Source organism: Methylobacterium sp. ME121 (assembly GCF_000974725.1).
In the GTDB taxonomy this organism is placed as follows: Bacteria; Pseudomonadota; Alphaproteobacteria; order Rhizobiales; family Beijerinckiaceae; genus Methylobacterium; species Methylobacterium radiotolerans.
In genome coordinates this window covers 1-17575 of the sequence record NZ_BBUX01000022.1, presented here as the reverse complement: position 1 = coordinate 17575, position 17575 = coordinate 1, and the positions used below count along the sequence as shown (strand labels likewise).

Annotated in this window: 24 protein-coding genes and 1 tRNA gene; 9 read left to right on the top strand and 16 right to left on the bottom strand. The window is 66.9% G+C overall.

Features of this window, described 5'->3' with window-relative positions; genetic code table 11:
- Nucleotides 1-103: 103 nt before the first annotated feature.
- Nucleotides 104-490 carry a TIGR02300 family protein gene (locus ME121_RS15700; RefSeq protein WP_012322502.1) on the bottom strand — a complete coding sequence of 129 codons (387 nt, stop codon included), beginning with the start codon at nt 488-490 and terminating at the stop codon, nt 104-106.
- A gap of 268 nt (nt 491-758) precedes the next feature.
- Between ME121_RS15700 and aroA the strand changes: the two genes are divergently transcribed.
- From aroA to ME121_RS15685, 3 genes are all read left to right on the top strand, one after another.
- Nucleotides 759-2108, top strand: coding sequence for a 3-phosphoshikimate 1-carboxyvinyltransferase (gene aroA / locus ME121_RS15695; RefSeq protein WP_012322503.1), 1350 nt, complete (start codon nt 759-761; stop codon nt 2106-2108).
- Nucleotides 2109-2113: 5 nt separating this feature from the next.
- On the top strand, nt 2114-2752 hold the full coding sequence (gene cmk / locus ME121_RS15690) for a (d)CMP kinase (protein ID WP_059409170.1): 639 nt from the start codon (nt 2114-2116) through the stop codon (nt 2750-2752).
- A gap of 92 nt (nt 2753-2844) precedes the next feature.
- Nucleotides 2845-2920: transfer RNA gene (locus tag ME121_RS15685), tRNA-Lys, on the top strand.
- Between the two features lie 89 nt (nt 2921-3009).
- Here the strand turns inward: ME121_RS15685 and ME121_RS15680 are convergent.
- From ME121_RS15680 to ME121_RS33680, 14 genes are all read right to left on the bottom strand, one after another.
- On the bottom strand, nt 3010-4272 hold the full coding sequence (locus ME121_RS15680; protein WP_059409161.1) for a site-specific integrase: 1263 nt from the start codon (nt 4270-4272) through the stop codon (nt 3010-3012).
- Nucleotides 4265-4549, bottom strand: a complete 285-nt coding sequence (locus ME121_RS15675) for a hypothetical protein (RefSeq protein WP_491892846.1) — start codon at nt 4547-4549, stop codon at nt 4265-4267. Before ME121_RS15675 ends, ME121_RS15680 begins: the two co-directional genes overlap by 8 nt.
- 55 nt (nt 4550-4604) lie before the next feature.
- Nucleotides 4605-4961, bottom strand: a complete 357-nt coding sequence (locus ME121_RS15670) for a hypothetical protein (protein WP_491892845.1) — start codon at nt 4959-4961, stop codon at nt 4605-4607.
- Nucleotides 4958-5344, bottom strand: coding sequence for a DUF4031 domain-containing protein (locus ME121_RS15665; protein WP_491892844.1), 387 nt, complete (start codon nt 5342-5344; stop codon nt 4958-4960). Before ME121_RS15665 ends, ME121_RS15670 begins: the two co-directional genes overlap by 4 nt.
- Nucleotides 5341-6240: a phage Gp37/Gp68 family protein gene (locus tag ME121_RS15660; protein ID WP_059409158.1), complete on the bottom strand. Its 900-nt coding sequence runs from the start codon at nt 6238-6240 to the stop codon at nt 5341-5343. The genes ME121_RS15665 and ME121_RS15660 overlap by 4 nt, the downstream gene beginning before the upstream one ends.
- The gene (locus ME121_RS15655; protein ID WP_059409157.1) at nt 6233-6790 is read right to left on the bottom strand and encodes an HD domain-containing protein; all 558 of its coding nucleotides are present in this window, start codon (nt 6788-6790) and stop codon (nt 6233-6235) included. The genes ME121_RS15660 and ME121_RS15655 overlap by 8 nt, the downstream gene beginning before the upstream one ends.
- A 62-nt stretch (nt 6791-6852) precedes the next feature.
- Nucleotides 6853-7092: a hypothetical protein gene (locus tag ME121_RS33685; protein ID WP_491892843.1), complete on the bottom strand. Its 240-nt coding sequence runs from the start codon at nt 7090-7092 to the stop codon at nt 6853-6855.
- Between the two features lie 100 nt (nt 7093-7192).
- Entirely contained in the window at nt 7193-7489 is a 297-nt protein-coding gene (locus tag ME121_RS15650) for a hypothetical protein (RefSeq protein ID WP_059409156.1), read from the bottom strand.
- Between the two features lie 211 nt (nt 7490-7700).
- Nucleotides 7701-7976 (bottom strand): hypothetical protein, encoded by a 276-nt coding sequence (locus tag ME121_RS15645; protein WP_491892842.1) that lies wholly within the window; start codon nt 7974-7976, stop codon nt 7701-7703.
- 35 nt (nt 7977-8011) lie between these two features.
- Nucleotides 8012-9133, bottom strand: coding sequence for a DNA polymerase III subunit beta (gene dnaN / locus ME121_RS15640; RefSeq protein WP_059409154.1), 1122 nt, complete (start codon nt 9131-9133; stop codon nt 8012-8014).
- A gap of 89 nt (nt 9134-9222) precedes the next feature.
- Complete coding sequence (locus ME121_RS15635) at nt 9223-10272, bottom strand: DUF2303 family protein (RefSeq protein WP_059409153.1); 1050 nt, start codon at nt 10270-10272, stop codon at nt 9223-9225.
- Nucleotides 10273-10286: 14 nt separating this feature from the next.
- Complete coding sequence (locus tag ME121_RS15630; RefSeq protein ID WP_053608900.1) at nt 10287-10628, bottom strand: YfdP family phage-associated protein; 342 nt, start codon at nt 10626-10628, stop codon at nt 10287-10289.
- Nucleotides 10625-10915, bottom strand: a complete 291-nt coding sequence (locus ME121_RS15625; RefSeq protein ID WP_059409152.1) for a hypothetical protein — start codon at nt 10913-10915, stop codon at nt 10625-10627. The genes ME121_RS15630 and ME121_RS15625 overlap by 4 nt, the downstream gene beginning before the upstream one ends.
- 795 nt (nt 10916-11710) lie before the next feature.
- Entirely contained in the window at nt 11711-12421 is a 711-nt protein-coding gene (locus tag ME121_RS33680) for a S24 family peptidase (RefSeq protein WP_491892841.1), read from the bottom strand.
- Nucleotides 12422-12494: 73 nt separating this feature from the next.
- On the opposite strand from ME121_RS33680, the gene ME121_RS15620 reads away from it, so the two are divergent.
- A complete protein-coding gene (locus ME121_RS15620) occupies nt 12495-12746 on the top strand; it encodes a hypothetical protein (protein WP_059409151.1) in 252 nt (83 codons plus the stop codon).
- A gap of 2 nt (nt 12747-12748) precedes the next feature.
- Here the strand turns inward: ME121_RS15620 and ME121_RS15615 are convergent, their stop codons facing one another.
- Nucleotides 12749-13063 carry a hypothetical protein gene (locus ME121_RS15615; protein ID WP_059409150.1) on the bottom strand — a complete coding sequence of 105 codons (315 nt, stop codon included), beginning with the start codon at nt 13061-13063 and terminating at the stop codon, nt 12749-12751.
- On the opposite strand from ME121_RS15615, the gene ME121_RS15610 reads away from it, so the two are divergent.
- The 5 genes from ME121_RS15610 (at nt 13062) to ME121_RS15590 (ending at nt 17302) form a co-directional block, all read left to right on the top strand.
- Complete coding sequence (locus tag ME121_RS15610; RefSeq protein ID WP_491892840.1) at nt 13062-13658, top strand: hypothetical protein; 597 nt, start codon at nt 13062-13064, stop codon at nt 13656-13658. The genes ME121_RS15615 and ME121_RS15610 overlap by 2 nt on opposite strands.
- A 261-nt stretch (nt 13659-13919) precedes the next feature.
- Nucleotides 13920-15122, top strand: coding sequence for a DUF7146 domain-containing protein (locus tag ME121_RS15605; protein ID WP_059409148.1), 1203 nt, complete (start codon nt 13920-13922; stop codon nt 15120-15122).
- Nucleotides 15119-15406: a hypothetical protein gene (locus ME121_RS15600; protein WP_059409147.1), complete on the top strand. Its 288-nt coding sequence runs from the start codon at nt 15119-15121 to the stop codon at nt 15404-15406. Before ME121_RS15605 ends, ME121_RS15600 begins: the two co-directional genes overlap by 4 nt.
- A 62-nt stretch (nt 15407-15468) precedes the next feature.
- Entirely contained in the window at nt 15469-16929 is a 1461-nt protein-coding gene (locus ME121_RS15595; RefSeq protein ID WP_059409146.1) for a primase-helicase family protein, read from the top strand.
- A gap of 52 nt (nt 16930-16981) precedes the next feature.
- Complete coding sequence (locus ME121_RS15590) at nt 16982-17302, top strand: hypothetical protein (RefSeq protein ID WP_059409145.1); 321 nt, start codon at nt 16982-16984, stop codon at nt 17300-17302.
- Nucleotides 17303-17575: the final 273 nt, after the last annotated feature.

Here is a 17575-nt window from a genome sequence, read left to right as displayed (position 1 = left end):
GCGAGGCCGGTTCTATAGGCGGCTCGCCTCGCGGACTCAACCCCCTTTTTCGCTGCCGCCCGAGGTTTCTGCGGGGGGCTGGGTCGGGGGTATGGAGGCCGCCTCAACCCTCCTCGTCGTTCTCGATATCGCCGTCGATCAGGTCGGAGACGTCGTCGTCGCCGGCGTCCTCTTCCTCCAAGAAGGTGTCGTCGTCCGAAGAGTCCCCGTCCTCGACCGAGTCGTCCTCGGGCGTCGGATCCGCGTCGTCCTCGGCGGCTTCGACTTCGTCGAGGGAGACCATCTCCGGCCCCTTCTCGTCCGTCTCGTCCTCATCGTCGTTGTTGGCCGGCCCCCGCGACAGTGCCGGGGGCGCCGCACGGCTGGACGTGGCGACCGCTTGGTAGACCGCGCCGCATTTCGGGCAGACGGCGGGATCGCGGGCGAGGTCGTAGAACTTCGCGCCGCAGCTCATGCACTGGCGCTTCAAGCCAAGTTCCGGTCGGGCCACGGGCGGACACCTCGTCGTCAGTACTGTCTCGGGGGAGGGGCCCCGTTAGTCGCGGTGGCGGCCCCTGTCAATCGACCCCGCGCAGGGCGCTCGGGGCGGCGCGCGCCGGCGCTCCGCGGCCTGGGATCGGCGCGGGCGACGGGTGGATGACGGCGGGCGGTGCCCGTGTTAACCGCGCGGCGATCTCACCGTCCGATTGCAGCGCCGCGGCAGGCCCGCGCGACGCGCCGGATCCAGGCCCACGTCTCAGAGCCCGAACGGACGTCCCGTGTCGCACGATTCGAGTCCCCAGCCCCTCACCGCCGCGCCGGGCGCTCCGCTGCGCGGACGCCTGCGCCCGCCCGGCGACAAGTCGATCTCGCACCGGTCCATGATCCTCGGCCTGCTCAGCCAGGGCGAGACGCGGGTCGAAGGTCTGCTGGAGGGCGACGACGTCCTGCGCACCGCCGCCGCCGCGAAGGCGCTCGGGGCGGGCGTCGAGCGCCTCGGTCCGGGCCGCTGGCGGGTCCAGGGCGTCGGCATCGGCGGCCTCGGCGATCCGGCCGACGTGCTCGATTTCGGCAATGCCGGCACGGGTTCCCGGCTGATGATGGGCGTGGTCGGCGGACAGCCGGTGACCGCGACCTTCGACGGCGACGCCTCCCTCCGCTCGCGGCCGATGCGCCGCATCCTCGACCCCCTCACCCGGATGGGCACGCAGGTCCTGTCTGAGGCGGAGGGCGGCCGGGTTCCCCTGACCCTGCGGGGCCCCAGGGAGGCGATCCCGATCACCTACGAGACCCCGGCGGCCTCGGCGCAGATCAAGTCGGCGGTGCTGCTTGCCGGGCTCAACGCGCCCGGCGTCACCACCGTGATCGAGGCGGCCGCGACGCGGGACCACACCGAGCGGATGCTGCGCCTGTTCGGCGCCGCGGTCAGCGTCGAGCCGCACGGTCCGGGCGGCCACGGCCGCAAGGTCGCGCTGACCGGTCAGCCGACCCTGCGCGGCACCGACGTCGTGGTGCCGGCCGACCCGTCCTCGGCGGCGTTCCCGCTGGTGGCGGCGCTGATCGTGCCCGGCTCCGACGTGGTGATCGAGGGCGTGATGATGAACCCGCTGCGCATCGGGCTGATCACGACGCTCCTCGAGATGGGCGCGCAGATCGAGCGCGTGGCCGAGCGGGAGGAGGGCGGCGAGACCGTGGCCGACCTGCGCGTGCGCGCGAGCCGCCTGAACGGCGTCGACGTGCCGGCCGAGCGGGCGCCCGCGATGATCGACGAGTACCCGGTGCTGGCGGTGGCGGCGAGCTTCGCGGAGGGCCGGACCCGGATGAGCGGCCTGCACGAGCTGCGGGTGAAGGAATCGGACCGCCTCGCCGCCGTAGCGGCCGGGCTGGCGGCCAACGGTGTCCGCCACACGGTCGAGGGCGACGACCTCGTGGTCGAGGGCGACGGCGCCGCGGCGCCGGGCGGCGGGACGGTCGAGACCCATCTCGATCACCGCATCGCCATGGCGTTCCTGGTGATGGGACTCGCGGCGCGGAACCCGGTCACGGTCGATGACGGCGCGATGATCGCCACGAGCTTCCCGAGCTTCCTTCCGACCATGCAGGCCCTCGGCGGCCGGATCGGGGCGTGACCGCCATGCCGCTCGTCATCGCGATCGACGGACCGGCCGCGTCCGGCAAGGGCACCCTCGCCAAGCGCCTGGCCGATCATTACGGCCTGCCGCATCTCGACACCGGACTCCTCTATCGGGCGGTTGCGCTGGCGGTCATCGATGCGGGCCTGTCGCTGGACGATGCCGCGGCCGCGGCGCGGGCTGCCCAGGCCCTCGACGCCGGCCGGCTCGAAGACCCGCGACTGCGCGAGCGGGCGATGGGCGAGGCGGCCTCCCGCGTCTCGTCGGTGCCCGAGGTCCGCGCCGGTCTGCTCGCGTGGCAGCGCCGCTTCGCCGCCAACCCGCAGGGGGCGGTGCTCGATGGGCGCGACATCGGCACGGTGGTCTGCCCCGAGGCCTCGGTGAAGCTGTTCATCACCGCCTCATCCGAGGAGCGCGCCCGCCGCCGCCACCGGGAACTGGCTGGCCGCGGCGAGGCCGCGACCTTCGCGGCGATCCTGGCCGATATCGAGGCCCGCGACGCTCGGGACGCGTCGCGCAGCGCCGCGCCCCTGCGCATGGCCGACGACGCGGTCCGGCTCGACACCACGGAGCTCGACGCGGACGCGGCTTTCAACGAGGCCCGCGACATCGTCGAACGGACCCGCGGCGACGCGGCCTGAGGGTTGTCCACCTCCGTCGTGTTGACCCCCCGGGCCCGCTCACCTATTGCGGACGCGCCGTCCCCGACGGGCCGCCGCGCGGCCCGGGACGCGAGCGCGTAGCTCAGCTGGTAGAGCAACGGACTTTTAATCTGTAGGTCCTGGGTTCGAGTCCCAGCGCGCTCACCACCAACTCACTGGAAACACTGCGATTTTGGGATTAGGTGGCTGTTTCCTGGCTGCTCCGGTTTCCAAAATACGGGCTCCGGTTTCCAAACTCAGGCGGATGCGGGGCGCTCCAGGGCCTTGCCGAAGATCTGTTTGCGGGTCTCGGACCAACCCGCTTCCATCTTCGCAGTCCCGCTCCGCGCCAGCCGCCGCTTGTTCACATCGCGTGCGTAGTGACGCACCATCTGCTCGGACATCTCGACGATCGCCGAGACCTCGGCCTCGGTGCAGCCGACCTCCAGCAGCGTGTTGACGGCGTTCTTCCTCAGGCCGTGGAAAACGAGGCCGGCGTCGCGGATCCGCGCCATGGCGGCCTTCTTCGCGGGCGTTGCGCTGGTCGGCTGTCCCTTGGCGTTCACCGAGGTGAGCTCGCGCTGCCAAGCGGTCCGGTAGCCGGCCAGCGTCCAGGGTTCGCCATCCTCGCGCATGTGCAGACGCTCGCTCTCGCCGGGCGCGAGGCGCGTGATCAGGTCGGCATACTCGGAATGGATCGGCCGCCAGACGGTCTTTCCGGTCTTGCGGGCGATGAGGCTGATTTCCCCGCCTGCCGGACGCGCCATCGGGATGACGTCGATCGACCGCTGCCCCGTGTAGAAGGCTGACAGGACCGGCAGGTGAAGAGAGGGGCGCGCATGTTCGAGGAAGAGCTCGAACGCCCAATCTGGCCAGGGCTCGTGAGGGTCGGCCTCGTGGCGGACATTCTCGGTCGGCTTGGCCACGTTGTGGGTGCTGTAGCCGCGGGGGATGCCGAACCCGATCAGGCGGGAAAGGACGGCGCGGAAGTAGCGCGCCACGGTTGGCGCCGACTGAAGCGAATCGATAGCGCGCTGAGCGTCAACCGTCGTGATCTCGGCCACGGGCGCCTCGCCCCAGAGGGTTTCGATCTCGCGCAGGTGGCGGTCGTAATCCCGCTTGGTGAGGATGCTCAGACCGTCGTAATCGGCATGGGCTTTGTACTCAGCTATGAGCGCCGCGAAGGTTTTTCGCTGGACGGCGTCGCCCAGCCGCTCCTGCGTGGCGGCGTCCTCCAGGGCCCTGCAGAATGCCTCGGCGCCGGCTTCGGCCAGTGGGCTTGGGATGGGATACCGCCGGCCGCTCTCTGGCTGCCACGCCCAGATCCATTGCCCGTCGACTTGTTCGGCAGTCAGTGATTCGAGGTGCTCGCAGAGCCTCCAGAAGGCAGGCTCGTCCGTCGCGTATGGCATCCGGAAACGCGGCCAAGCGCGCGGTGTGTTCCGGAATTTCTCGTAATAGTAGAAGACCCTGCCGTTCGGTTTTCGGTACGGCTTCACGTACCGGGGCAGGTCAACCATTCCGCTTGCGCTTCTGGGCCTCGGCAAAGACGGCGCCCCAATCGGTACGTGGACGCTCGACTTCGACAGGCGCGGCGCCGCCCGTCAACTCGGGGAATAGGTCAGGGCGCTGACGCTTGCGCCACCGGTCGACCGCCTCAAGATCGTACATACCGGTGGTTTCGTCCGGGGTAGGGAAGCCGCGGGCGAACAGGCGTCTTTGGCACGCCGTGAACTGGCTGAGGGTCAGGCACATCCGGCGAGCGACCTTATCGGCCGGAGCATAGATCGGATCCACGCGGAATCGGATCTCGGGTGCGCGGGGTACGCTTGGTGGCACGTGGCGCTCCCCGCTACTTGGCCACGTTGCGCTCGTCGCGCTCAACGCAGATGTAGCCCCGCCGGGACCGGCCGGACATGAATGCGATCACGGCCGGATCGTCCTTCCGGTGCGGCGCGGCGTCCGCGTCGCCGCGTCCCTCCACCAGCCGGTAGCGCTCGAAATCGTCGGCAAGCTCGCGAATGCTGGCGGCATACTCCGGATCAAAGCCGAGGCGTTCGGCCTCGTCAGCGTAGGAGCGAAGGGCGGCGGGAACTGCTGGATCGCGCGCACCCATGACGAAATGCGGCCAAGCCGGAATCGTGCCGTCACGCCTCACGACCAAGAATTTACCTTCGAAGAACTCTTTCGTCTTGGCCCAGACTTTCATTTCGCCACCATTATATCGAGTTGCTCTGTCTGGCGAAGAATACCGTCTGTAGGGGTGCCGGCCTTGGTGCGTAGTTCCTCAATGGCCGCGATCATCTTCGTGCGCCCGCGCTGTTGCGCGTCGAAGTAGCTTGCCCCGTAGCGGTCGGTCTCAACTGCGCCGGCCTGGATCGCGAGAGCGCGCTTGCTCTTGGCGATGTCGAAGTGGACCCACGAGGCGTCGCGGTGCTTGCCGAAAGAGAGATCCGGGTGGCCCTGGATCCACTTCCGATCGACGCCGATGCGGTCAACAATCGCCATCAGCTCATCGAGGCTGTCGGCCCAGAGGTGGCACATCATCATCCGGCCGAATGGGAAGATGGGCTGGTCGACGTAACAGCTCACCGTCGCACCTCCGGAAATCCGTTGTGCTCGACGCCGTCGAGTAGGCGGCCGGCGGCCTTCTTGCCGACCCGGGCGAACGCGCTCCACTCCGGACCTGCGCCCACGCGCTCGATCGAGTTGGGGTGGGACTGGATGGCCTGGAACGAGATCTGCCCGGACCAAGCCCGCATCGCGTGCGTGCCTCCATCTCGGCACCACTCGCGCGGTTGCCACTCGCCCCATTGCTTGAAGAAGAAGGGCACGCCCTGGACGGCGCACTGCTCGCGAAGCGAACGCACCCAAGCCGGGTGCATCGGGCGGGACTTCGGGCCGCTCTCGCCGCCGACGATCACGAGGTGGATGCCGGACAGGTCCAGCTCGCCGAGGTCCTCCAGCAGCGGCTCGATCGACAGGAAGCGGACCGCGGCGGGAACGGCCCGCAGCTTGTCGAGGCGGTGCAGACGCGCCCGATCCTCGATCGTCGTGCCGAGCCAAACGTTCGCCCAACCGTCGCCCCACGGCTGCAACCGGAAGGTATCGCCGCCGGGCAACATCTTCCGGATGTTCTCCGGCCGCTTGGTGAGGATCATCCAGTCGAGATGCGGCGTCTGGTGGATCGTCACCCACGCGTCGCTCCGCCAATCCTCGCGAGCTTGGTTGTCGAAGAAGTCGGCGAGCGAGTTGGTGAACACCCGCTGGCGGATGCCGGCTGAGGCACAGGCAGCGTCCCATTTCGCTGGCTGGCGCCACAGCGCAGCGCTGGTGCGGCGGCGCTCGCCCTGCCACAGGTCCGCGTTGCCGGTGCGCTTCGCCCATACCTCTGCATAGCAATGGTTGCACGCCGGGCTCAGCGCGGTGCAGCCGAGCCAGAAGTTCATCGTGTGGTGGGTCCACTCGATCTTGCTGTTCTCAGCCACGGGCACCATCCTTCGCGAGAAGGTGGAAGGTCGCGAGAAACTCGTCTTCGGCTCGCTCCGGGGACCAGAACTGCAGCGTGACACCGAGTGGCTCGGTCTCGCCGCCGAAGTTCCATTTTTCGGGCGTGTGGCGCATCGCTTGCGCCCGCTCATCGATCAGGATCCGGTTGTCTAGCTCCTTGACCTCGCGGGGTTCCATGGCCGGATCCAACCCGTAGCGCTCATAGATTGCCCAGGTGATCCCGTCCTCGATCTGTCTGAACTCCGGCATGTGCCTCTTGAGCGGCCTGATCATGTCGGAGACGTACGCCTCGCCGCCATCGTGCAGCAGGAGCCACAGGGCGAGGATCCGGCGCTCGCCGATGCTGCCAGCGCCATGGGCAAGGGCCCATCGCGCGAGCAAGACGCTATGCTCGGCGACCGAGTAGAAGCGCATGCTGTGGCCGCCGTAGCGGCACTGCATAGCCAGAGCGTGCGCGATGTCCCGGAACATGACGTCCTCAGGGCGCGGGTCGAGTGGCCAGAAACGCAGGCCCAGATAGGTCTGCATCCAGTCGCCGCGGCGCTCAGATCCGCTTGATTTCGCGACAGTATTGCGGGCCGTCCCCAACATTAGCCTTCGCCTCCAATTGACAGAGCAACCACGGGATGAGTGCTGCCCTGAATATGCAGTAACAACGGCGCGCCGCTCTGCAATCGAGCCAGTTCAGCGGGGCTGAGCTCCCACGCCGAAATCATCCAGCCGTCGCGGTCGCAAATCTCCAGCGTGTGGCAAATGCCATCCCGCTCGTGATTCCAGTCGGGCGGCGGAGCCATGCGGCGCGTGACATCAGTGAGCGGCAGGCTTCTCATCAAGCACCCCGCTTCGTATTGGTGAAGACGCACATCAACATGATGCCGAAGATAACTCCGAAGCTGGCACCGAAGCTGAAGATAATCGTACCCATCACCATCACCGACCTCCTGCATGTTTGCGGATTGCTTGCGCCTGCCGCACGAGGGCCCGCCCTTCGGCGCGACCGGGCGGCTTGGCGAGGACGATGAGGCGGCGGCCTGAGAGCAGGGCTCGCGCGTCGTCCCGGTAGACCTCGACTTCGGCCGGGGTGAAGCCTGCGGCCATCAGGTGGCCGAAGGTGCATGCTCCCTCGGGGCCGGACTGATGGTGCTGCATCGTCTCCGCCATCAGGCGAGTGCGAGCGGCGCGGTCGGTAGCCGTGCGAGCGGCCTGCAGCAGCGATGGGGCCGTCATGGGCGTGATTCCTCGAACAGGTCAGGATTGACGGGACGCGGGCTCGGCGGCCGCCCGCGGCGCGGCCTCGCCCTCTGGACCTCGGCCTTGAGCAGGGCCGTGGTCGCCTCGCGAAGGCGCTCGGACGCGCGGGCCTGCCCTTGGTGCTGGCGCCGAGCGCGCGCGTAGGCGCCGGAGAGCTCGATGCGGCGGGCTCGCAGGGCCTCGGGGGTCATGACGGCGTCCCCGGCTGCACGAGGCAGAGAGCCGCCTTGGCTCGCTCGATGTTCTCCCAGAGCTCGGGAAAGCCTGCGGCGAGGCGCAGGGTCACCATCTGGTCGGCCGCCCGTTCAAGGCAGGCTTGCGCCAGGGCTGCGAGCGTGACCGGATCGTTGTCCACGAAGCCGACGGCGACCCGGTAGCCGCCTCCGTCCTCGTGAACCTCAATGACTCCAGCCACCGCCATGGCTGAGGGATGGTCCCGGAGCTCGCGGGTGAAGGCGTCCATAAGCTGACGCTCGGCGTTCGGGCATCGCGCCATGATCAGCACCGCATCGGCATGAGAACGACAAGCAGCGCCTCGTCACCCTTCCGGGTGAGGACTGCGGGGCTGCCGGGGTCGGCGAGCGCCATCTCGACCGTCTCAGCGTCGAGCAGGCTGAGGATCTCGCCGAGATACTTGCCGTTGAACCCGATCTCGACCGGCTTCCCGTCGAGCGCGGCGTCCACCTCGTCGTCGCCTGCACCGCAATCCGGGTCGCGCTGCGATACGCCGATCCGGCTTTCCTCGACCGTGAGCTTCACGGCTCGGGTGCGCGAGGATGAGACCGAGGCGACGCGATCCACCGCCGCCGCGAGCTCGGCGCCGGCCACCGCCACGACGTTCGGATTGGCCTCCGGGATCACCCGGCCGTAGTCTGGAAAGGTGCCGTCAATCACCTTGCTGACGAGAACGTTGTCGCCCCTGGCGAAGCGGACCTTCGTCGCCGAGACGCCGACCTCGAACATGGCTTCGCCCTCGACGTTCGAGAGCTTGCCGAGCTCGGTCACCAGCTTGCGCGGCAGGATGAGGCCGGGCATGCCTTCGGCTCCCACGGGACGGGGAAGCGACAAGCGCACCAGCCGATGGCCGTCGGTCGCCACGGCCCGCAGCCCTTCGTGACGGTCGAGCTCCGCTGGGGCGTGCAGAAATATGCCGTTCAGATAGTACCGCGTCTCTTCAGTCGAGATCGCAAAACTGCATTCCGCGACCATGCGGATGACGTCACTCACCGGGAAGCTGAAGTGATGGTGCAGTTCTCCAGCGCTGAAATCCGGATAGTCGTCGGCTGGGAGGGTCGGAACCGAGAAGCGGGCGCGACCGGATTTGAGGACGAGCGCGCCGGCCTTCGACGTGTCGACGTTGATCTGGGCGCCGTCCGGAAGCTTCCGGGCGATATCTTCGACCGTCTTGGCCGGTACAGTGATGGCGCCGGGCTCGTCGACGACGGCAGCGCAGGCGCTCGATGCCTCGATGTCGAGATCTGTGCCTTTAATGGTCACCCGCCCGTCGCTCGCATCGAGCCGCAGGTTGGACAGGATCGGGATCGTGTTTCGGCGCTCGACCACGCGCGCCGTGACGATGAGGGCGCGAACGAAGGCAGCGCGGTCGACCGTGAACTGCATCGAATGATCCGAGCGGGAGGATACGAAGGGCCGGTGATGGCCGCGGCGGCGGGCGCCGCGGCCGCTGTCGGGTGCTGGCGGCCGGCGGGCTACTTGGCCTCGGGGGCGCCGTCGTAGACAGGAAGCCCTGTGTTGGCGGCGATCTGGTCCACGTTCTCGCGGACGGTGTTGTCCACGAACTCGTCGGGCCGGTGCATCTGATAGGCCCAGGTGATCGCGCCATTCTGGACGCGATACCGGAGGCGGACGGGGATGCGTGCGGCCTCGTCGCGGTAGAAGATCGGCACCGACAGGATGAACAGACCGGGGACAGTCAGCTCCCTGCCTTCGCTGTCAGTGTGTACCGTCTCGAACTGGAAGCTGGTCTCACCGGTGGCCAGACGAACGCGGTTCTTGACTGCCGCACCGACCTTGATGTCCAGGCCGCGAGCCAAGTCGACCATGTCGGACGGCGAGGCGATCGTGGTCTTGAACAGGTCCCGCCAGAGTGTCTCGTCTTGCCCGTTCGGAAGCGGCGAGGCGAGTTCGTGAACGTGATCTTCGATGAACTGGGCGAAATCCGCCTGTGTCATGAACTTGCCGTCGCTCGCCGTCCAGATCTTCCATGGCTCGGACAGCGGGAAGGCGTAGACGATGCGGTGGCGTCCGAAGCGAGCGTGCGGATCCTCGCCATCCGCGCTGCTCTCCCGCCCGAGGTGATCAGCGCCATGGTCCGGCGCCTCGGCGGCGATAGCATGATAGTCAATCACGGCGGTGAGCTTCGGGGCGCGCCAGTTGGCATCCACGAAGATCGCCGTGTCGGCGTTGGCGTGCCGATTCACCAAGTCGGTGAACGAATGGGCGGTGGTGGCGGTGGCCGTCCCTTCGCGGAAGGCCGGCTTCGTGCGGTAGGCGTCGATCTCGGCCTTAAGGCTCTGAACCTCCGGCTTCCCGTCAGCGCCGATCCGCACGCTAAGGTGCGGGGCGCCGAGTAGGGCGGAGACGGGAAGCGCCTCGGCCGGGATCTCGAGAAACTCGACCCGCGCCGAGGCTTGACGCGCCAACTCCGCGACGGGAGCGATGGCCGAGCCGGTCAGCTGCCAAAAGACTGGCGGCTGTGCCGGAGCGAGCGCCTCGCCGACGACTTTGTCCTGTTCCATGGTGATGACCTCTTCTAGGCGCGATGCGCGGGGGTAAGGTCAGTGGCGTCCCGGCGGCGGTCGCCGCTCCGGAACATCTCGACCTGATCGGGGTGCTGCAGCGACAGCCGGCCATCGCCCGTGACGAAGAAGGTCGACGTGCGCCGCTCCTTCGGTGGCAGCTGCTCGACGATGTCGGCCTTGAACGAGACCATCTCGCCCTTGGCGGTGATCTTGAGCTTCAGCGTCACGCCGCCCTTGCCGCCGTCGGCGTCGACGAGGGCCTGCAGGACGTTGCGGATGGACTGAGCGAGATCCTTCGACAGATCTCCGCGCTCCAGGGCGCCGAGAATTTCGTCCGTGGTAGAGAGGATCATGGGCGCTGGGGCTCCGGTGGTTGGGACAGGCTCTCGGCCACCGCCAGGGCGCAGTGCAGCTGCGGCAACTCGCGCAGAAGGCGGGCGGCGAGGAATGAGGGCGCGCGTCCTGCCTGGACCGCGACGGACCCGATCAGCAGCCGCGCGAGACCGATCTCGCCGAGGCGCAGGGCGGCCCGGCACTGGCAGAGTGTCGCCAAAGCAAGGCGCGTCTCTGCCTCGATGCGGCAGAGACGCGGATAGGCTGCGGGCTGGCCCGCCAGAGTGAAGTGGGCAGGCTCCGACATCAGGCCGGCCGCCCGAAGAAGTGGTGGCCGGTGCCCCACGCGATGCAGAAGGCGAAGACCGGCAGCACAACGCCGCAGATGACGACGGCGCCCATCTCAGGCGGCCCGCGCAGCGGCGATGGCCGCGCAGGAACGGTCCCAAAGCGCTCGGCGCGTCTGATGGGGATCCTCAGCTAGGCAGCGCGCGATCTCGCTGTTGCTCAACGGACCGAGGATGTGGCTCGCGGTTCGATCGCACCAACCGAGCTTTCTGGAGAGATGCGCGACGAGAGCGGCGCGAACGTGCGCGGGTGTGGGCGGTGTCAGGTATGGCGACATCGGAGGGCTCCATCGCGGCGCGACGAGCCATATCGCTACGGGTTGTAGCGATCTTAGTCAATACGCCATGTAGCGATTGCCGCTCGCGCGGTCGTGGCTAAACCGCAGGACGTATCGGTCTTTCCACATTCGTCCACAGGTAGCCGAAATTTCGTTCTTGATATGTTCCATTGTTGGGGCTGATGATCCGGCGTCGTTCTGGAGGAGCCCTATGTCCAGTGCCGAGCGCTATGCCATGCAGACGTTCAGAAAGATGCCAGCGGGCAATTTCAATGCGGGCCGATCTGTCCCGTGCAAAACGCTACAGGAGGCTCTCGCCAAGGCAGAGCAGAGTTGCATGGGGAAAGAGGATCGCGGCGCGGTAGCATATCTGCTCAGAGGCGATGACTATATTGGAGAGACCGAAGGGCCTGTCACCGTCGGCGTTTATGGCGCGTGCCCGCCAGAAATCACGGACGATATACCTTTCTAGATCTTCTACTCGGCAGCCTGGGTTGTGGCCTGGGCGGCAACCCGAGAAATCTGCGACCAGCTTCGGGCATGAACGGTGCTGATAATGCCCGAAGCCCATTTGATGCGCGCGTCTGAGATCAGGGGCGCATTGTAGCTTTCTAGATGGAAACGGCCCTTTTTCGAACCTTGAAGGACTCGCTTCAGGTAACGGTCGCCAGTTCCGGTCATAACGACGGCATACAGCCCGACAAGACGCTCTGGGTTTTCACCGTGCTTAGAGCAAAGCACAATGTCATCTGGGTCAAACTTTGGATAGCCCGAAGTTCCGCTCACACGAAAGGCTATTGTTCCTTCCTCGACCGGGAATGGGACGGAAATTTCGTACAAATCGGCGCCATCCGGCAGCTGCTCTGACGCGGTCTCTATCAAGCCGCCCGCGCTGACCAATCCTTTCACTCCGACGATATTCTGTCCTTCGATTGCTCGAGCGGGCGCGTCAGTATCGCCAAATAGGATACCCCGCGCCGTGACTTCTACGCCGTCGAATCGGAAGCGCGCAGCATAGCGCTCGGCGTCGTCTTGGCCGATCGTCCGTGTGCCACCTTCGTGCGCCCGATACGAGCTCTCAGGCCACTCGTTCTGCAGGGCCGCATCTCGCGCCGACCGGTAGCCGGCCGCGGCCCGAGCGGCCTTCAGACGGAGACCCTGCTCCTTCCTGATCTTCTTCGCATCCATGCCACGTAGCGTAGCGACAGGAGCGCTACGTGCCGTGTTGACCGGTGTCGCTACCTGATGTAGCGATACCGCCATGAAGTCGTTTTGCGCCATCATTGATGCGCTCAGCATCCCGGTCTCCGCCGAGGTCATGGGCATACCGGAGAGCCACGTTCGCACGCTCAAGGCGCGCGACAGCATCCCGGCTGACTATTTCAAGAGGATCGTCGACTCCGAGGCCGGGCGGGCAAAGGGGATCAGCTTCGACGTTCTGTATCGGCTGCTCGAAGAAGGGAGACAGCGTCGAGCTCGGCGCGCGCCCGTGTCCGAGCAGAGGGCCGGCTGATGTCAGTGTCGCGAGCGGCCCTGGCTCTGGCTGGCCTTCTCATAGGTATGGCGGCGCTCGCGCAACTCGTGCGCAAGCCGGTCAGCGTCTGCAGGGGAAAGGGTCAAGATAGCGATCTCGGCCCCCGCCGCGCCGAGGATGAGGCGGCATTTGCCGCCGGGTCCGACCTGGAGTTGGAAGCCGCTCGTTTCGGGGGTTCCCTCAGCGGGTCGGAAGGTCGGATCGGTTTCGGACATACACGTTCTCTCGCTCACGATGAGGCGGTGGCCGAATGGATCACCGTCCTTACCGTCGGGCAACGTGCTGGAGCCGATCATGCTTGACCGGTTCTCACTGCCCAGCCTCGCGGAGGCGGTAGACGGGGCATGGGGCCTGCTCGACGCCGGTTCGCGCTCCGCAACCGACGTGTACGCGTCGGTGTCGACCTTGGCGGGCGATGCGCTTGCCGGCCTCTCGGCCCCGTCCTTCGATTGGATGCCCGACACGTCACCGTTTCCTGTGCTCGATTGGCTGTTTGGATCCGAAGCCTCCGCACGGTGCCCCGACGGGTCGGGAATGTCTGGCGCGGCCTTGGACCATTTTTTCCCGAAGGCAGACCGGGATTGGTCGGCACAGGTCGACGGTGACGGCCTCGTGCGGTTTCTCCGCGCGGCGCATCCGGGGAAGACGGCGATCCACGTTGCGGCACGCACGCGGCTTCCCGCCGACACCGTGAAGAAGTGGCTGGCAGGCGTAGCGCTACCGAATGGCCGCGCGGTGCTCGTGCTCGCGTGCTGCTACGGCCCGGAGTTGCTGCGCGCGATGTTGCGGGATCCGCCCGGCTGGCTCGACGCATCAGCCCGCGGGGCGGAGCAGGCGCGCATCGAGGCGCGGCTCGCGGCGCTGCAGGCCCAGCTGAGGCGGCCGGCATGATCGGCCTGCGTCGCATCCTCTTCGCTCTTATCGGCTGCCTTCTCCGTTCCCTGGCCAGAGCGCCTCTTGGCTGTGGTGCCGTGCTCATCGGCCTCGCGGCCGGATGTGAGCGCCGGGCCCGGCCCGCTCTGGAGAGCCGGGGCGGCCGGTGATGGTGGGCAATGGCCCGGCGCCCGTCCCGCCCGCCTGAGCTCGCCTCACAGTCGATCGATGCCCATCCGCCGCGCGCGCTCACCCGCTCGCAAACGCAGGAGCTTGCCCGTGTCCCTGGACCGTGACGAGTGGATAGCAGAAGCGCGCACCGTCCCGATCGAGACGGCGCTCGAACGCCGCGGAGTTCGGCTCAAGGGCGCCGGTGCCGAGCGTGTCGGCCCATGCCCTGTGTGCGGTGGGACGGATCGATTCGCGATCAATCTCCGGAAGGGGGTCTTCGTCTGCCGTGGCTCTGGCCAGGGTGGGGACGTGATCGCGCTGACGCGCTACCTCGAAGCATGCGACTTCAACGTGGCGTGCGAGATCCTCACCGGTCGGCCTGCCCCTGGCCGACGTGAGGGTGAAACGCCGGAGGCGCGCGCGGTCCGCGAGGCCGCGCTGGCAAAGCGTGCCGCCGCTCGCGCGCGCATCTCCGAGGCGAAAGAGCAGGAGCAGGCGCGCTTCCGGGAGCGAGAGCGCCGGAAATGTTGGGAGGCGTGGAGCGGTGCCGGCCCGGTGCCCGGCTCGCCCGCTGAGGCATACCTCGCGCTTCGGGGTCTGACGCTGCCACCCATGGCCGCGCTCCGATGCGCTGCGGATCACCCGCTGTACGCTGACGGGGGAGCCAAGGCCGAGATCGTGCATCGGGGCCCGGCGCTCTTAGGGGCCATCGTTGGGCCGAGCGGCCGGTTCGCGGGGTTGCATGCCACGTGGATCGACCTTTCGGCTCCAGGCGGGAAGGTGCTGATCGCCGACCCGGCTACGGGCGAGCTCGTGCCGGCGAAGAAGGTGCGTGGCTCGGCGACCGGCGGACACATACCGCTGGTGCCCTGCGCTGCGGCCACCGACCTCGTCGTGGGCGAGGGGAACGAAACCACCCTGTCGGTGTGGCGTGCGCTGTCGGCTCGGAATTGGGAGTACCTGCCCGGAGCGGCGTTCTGGTCGGCCTACAGCCTAGTGAACATCGCCGGTCCGGCGACCGAGAGCGTCAAGCATCCCAGCCAGCGCTTGGTGGATGCGCTCGGCCGCGAGCGTGCGCGGAAGGTGCCGGGCCCCATGCCCGACCTGAGCCGGCCCGGCCTGCCGATTCCCGCGAGTGTGCAGCGGATCTGGCTGCTGGGCGACGGGGACAGCGATCACTTCACGACCAAGACGGCCCTGACGCGCGCTGCCCGCCGCTTCCTTGCGGGCCGTCCGGATCTCGACGTGCGCGTGGCCTGGGCGCCGACGGGCGAGGATTTCAACGACGTACTCAGAAGGGCTGCGGCATGAAGAAGGTCACTCCAGCCATGCTCGGCGAGTTCGCCCGGCGGCGCCTTGACCGAGAGCCGTGCGCACGCATTGCGGCTGACCACGGTGTGACTGACGTCACGGTAGGGGCGCACACGCGGCATCTGAGGGTGAGCGCCCCGATGGGGGCGGCGCGCCGGTTCGATTACGGCGTGGCTGTAGCGCTCTCGACCGAGATGCCGGTGCGGGCTGTGGCGGCTCGGCTCAAGACGACGCCGCCCGCGGTGTGGCGCGCGCTGCGCGTGATGCGTCGGGGGTATCCGTGACCGCCCGGCTCACCAGTCCGACAGAACCCCTCTCGACACTGATTTTCGTAGCGTAGGCCGGCATGTCTGAAGATCCGCACCAGCACATCGCCCGGCTGATCGATGAGGCGCAGCCGATTGGCGCTGACGACGCTGACGAGGTGATTGACGTCGAGGCGACAACCCAAGCGGGAGACGGCGGCGACACGCCAGTGCCGCGCGCATGGGGATTCGACGTGCCCCGGATGAACCGCGAGTGGGCACTGGTGCTGATGGGTTCCAAGGCTGTCATCGTTCACGAGCAGAGCACCGGGCCGATTGAGGATCGCGTTCGAGTGCTGACCCTCGACGCGTTCCGTGCGTGGTTCCTCAATACGCGAACGGAGTACATCGGGCCCGACGGCAAGATTAAAGCGGTGACCTGGGCGGCCGCGTGGCTGCAAAGCCGAAAGCGGAGGCAGTATCGCGGGATCGAGTTTAAGCCAGATCCGGACTTGGTCGACGGGGCAGAAGGTTATCTCAATCTCTGGCGTGGCTTTGCCGTCGAGCCGAAAGCGAAGGTCAACGGCTATGCGGTGCTGAGGGATCACATCCTCAACAATTGCTGTGGTGGCTCGGCGGAACTGTACGCCTGGGTTTTCGGATGGTTCGCCCACATCGTTCAGCGGCCGCGGGAAAGGATCGGTACCGCCCTGGTGATGCGGGGCAAGATGGGCACCGGCAAGACGAAGATCGGCGAGGCGATCGGAAGCTTGTTCCCGTCGCATTACTTCCTGGTGGATGATGCGCGGTATGTGACGGGCAACTTCAACGCCCACATGGCCAGCTGCCTTCTGCTGCAAGCTGAGGAAGCGGTTTGGGCCGGCGATAAAAATGCCGAGGGCCGCCTCAAGAGCCTCGTGACAGCGAAAACGCAAATGATCGAATCCAAGGGCGTGGATCCGATCCGTTTGGACAACTTCGTTCGTCTGCTGATGACATCGAACGAAGATTGGGTGATCCCGGCCGGTAAGGATGAGCGCCGCTTCTGTGTCCTCGACATCAACCCACGGTGTGCTCAGAACCATCAGTATTTCAAGGAATTGGACGCCGAGCTCGACAACGGGGGGAGGGAGGCCCTTCTCTATGATCTGCTCAGCTATGACCTTTCCAAGATCAATCTCCGTCGCATTCCGATGACGGAGGCTTTGCTTGAGCAGAAACTCCGCTCCCTCGACTCGGTCGAAAGCTGGTGGGTTCAGAGGCTCTACGCAGGAAACACGCTCAAGGGGCAGGAGTACTGGCAGGCCGAAGTGCCGTGCGAATTGCTCTTCGAAGATTACATCCAAGCATCCGAGCGGATCGGCATCAAGCGCAAGGCTGAAGAGATCGCCTTCGGCATGAAGATGCGCAAGCTCGTGCCGAACATCAGTCGACAGAAGCGCTACCACGAAGACACTGCCCGGCGGCGCTGGTGCTACATCATGCCGGATCTTGCCGACTGCCGAGAGGCTTTCGCGTCGGAGGTTGGTCAGGACATCGGATTTGCTGACGTCGACGCTTAGCTCTGGCTTGGCCTGGGCGGACGGGAACTATTTCGAACGCGAGGAACAGACAATGGCAGTCATCATCAACGGCGTGCGTTTCGACGGAAACAACCTCTCGATTTCGGGAGGCCGCATCACGATCGACGGCAAGACGGTCAAGGAAGCCGCGCAGGGTGTAATCGAGGTGCAGATCACGGAAGGCTCGCCGGTCTCCGTCACCAGCGATGCGGCCGTGCGTTGCGGGGACGTGAGCGGCAACGTCCGGGCCGGGATGGAGGTCAACTGCGGCAACGTCGGCGGAGACGTGCGGGCTGGCATGGGTGTGAACTGCCAAGACGTGAGCGGCGACGTAGAGGCCGGCATGGGCGTCAGCATGCGGGGCCGCCGGTAGGGCAGAGGGGGCATCCTCCAGCCGGTGAGAGACCGGGTTTTTCGCCGGATAGATAGGCCGGCCAGCATAGGGCGCGGCTTCCGTGGCGCCGATTGATTGTGCCCCGACGTCGAGCATGGGCGCCCTGTCGGCCGTCCTGAGTATGGACAGGCTTCCATAGAAGCGCCGAATGTGCGCAGATCTATCAACAGGCTGGGTGCGCAGCTGCGCGTAAGCCCCATGTGAGCCTCGTGCCCCAACTAGATGGGGCACGGATCGAAGTTGGGGCAGAAA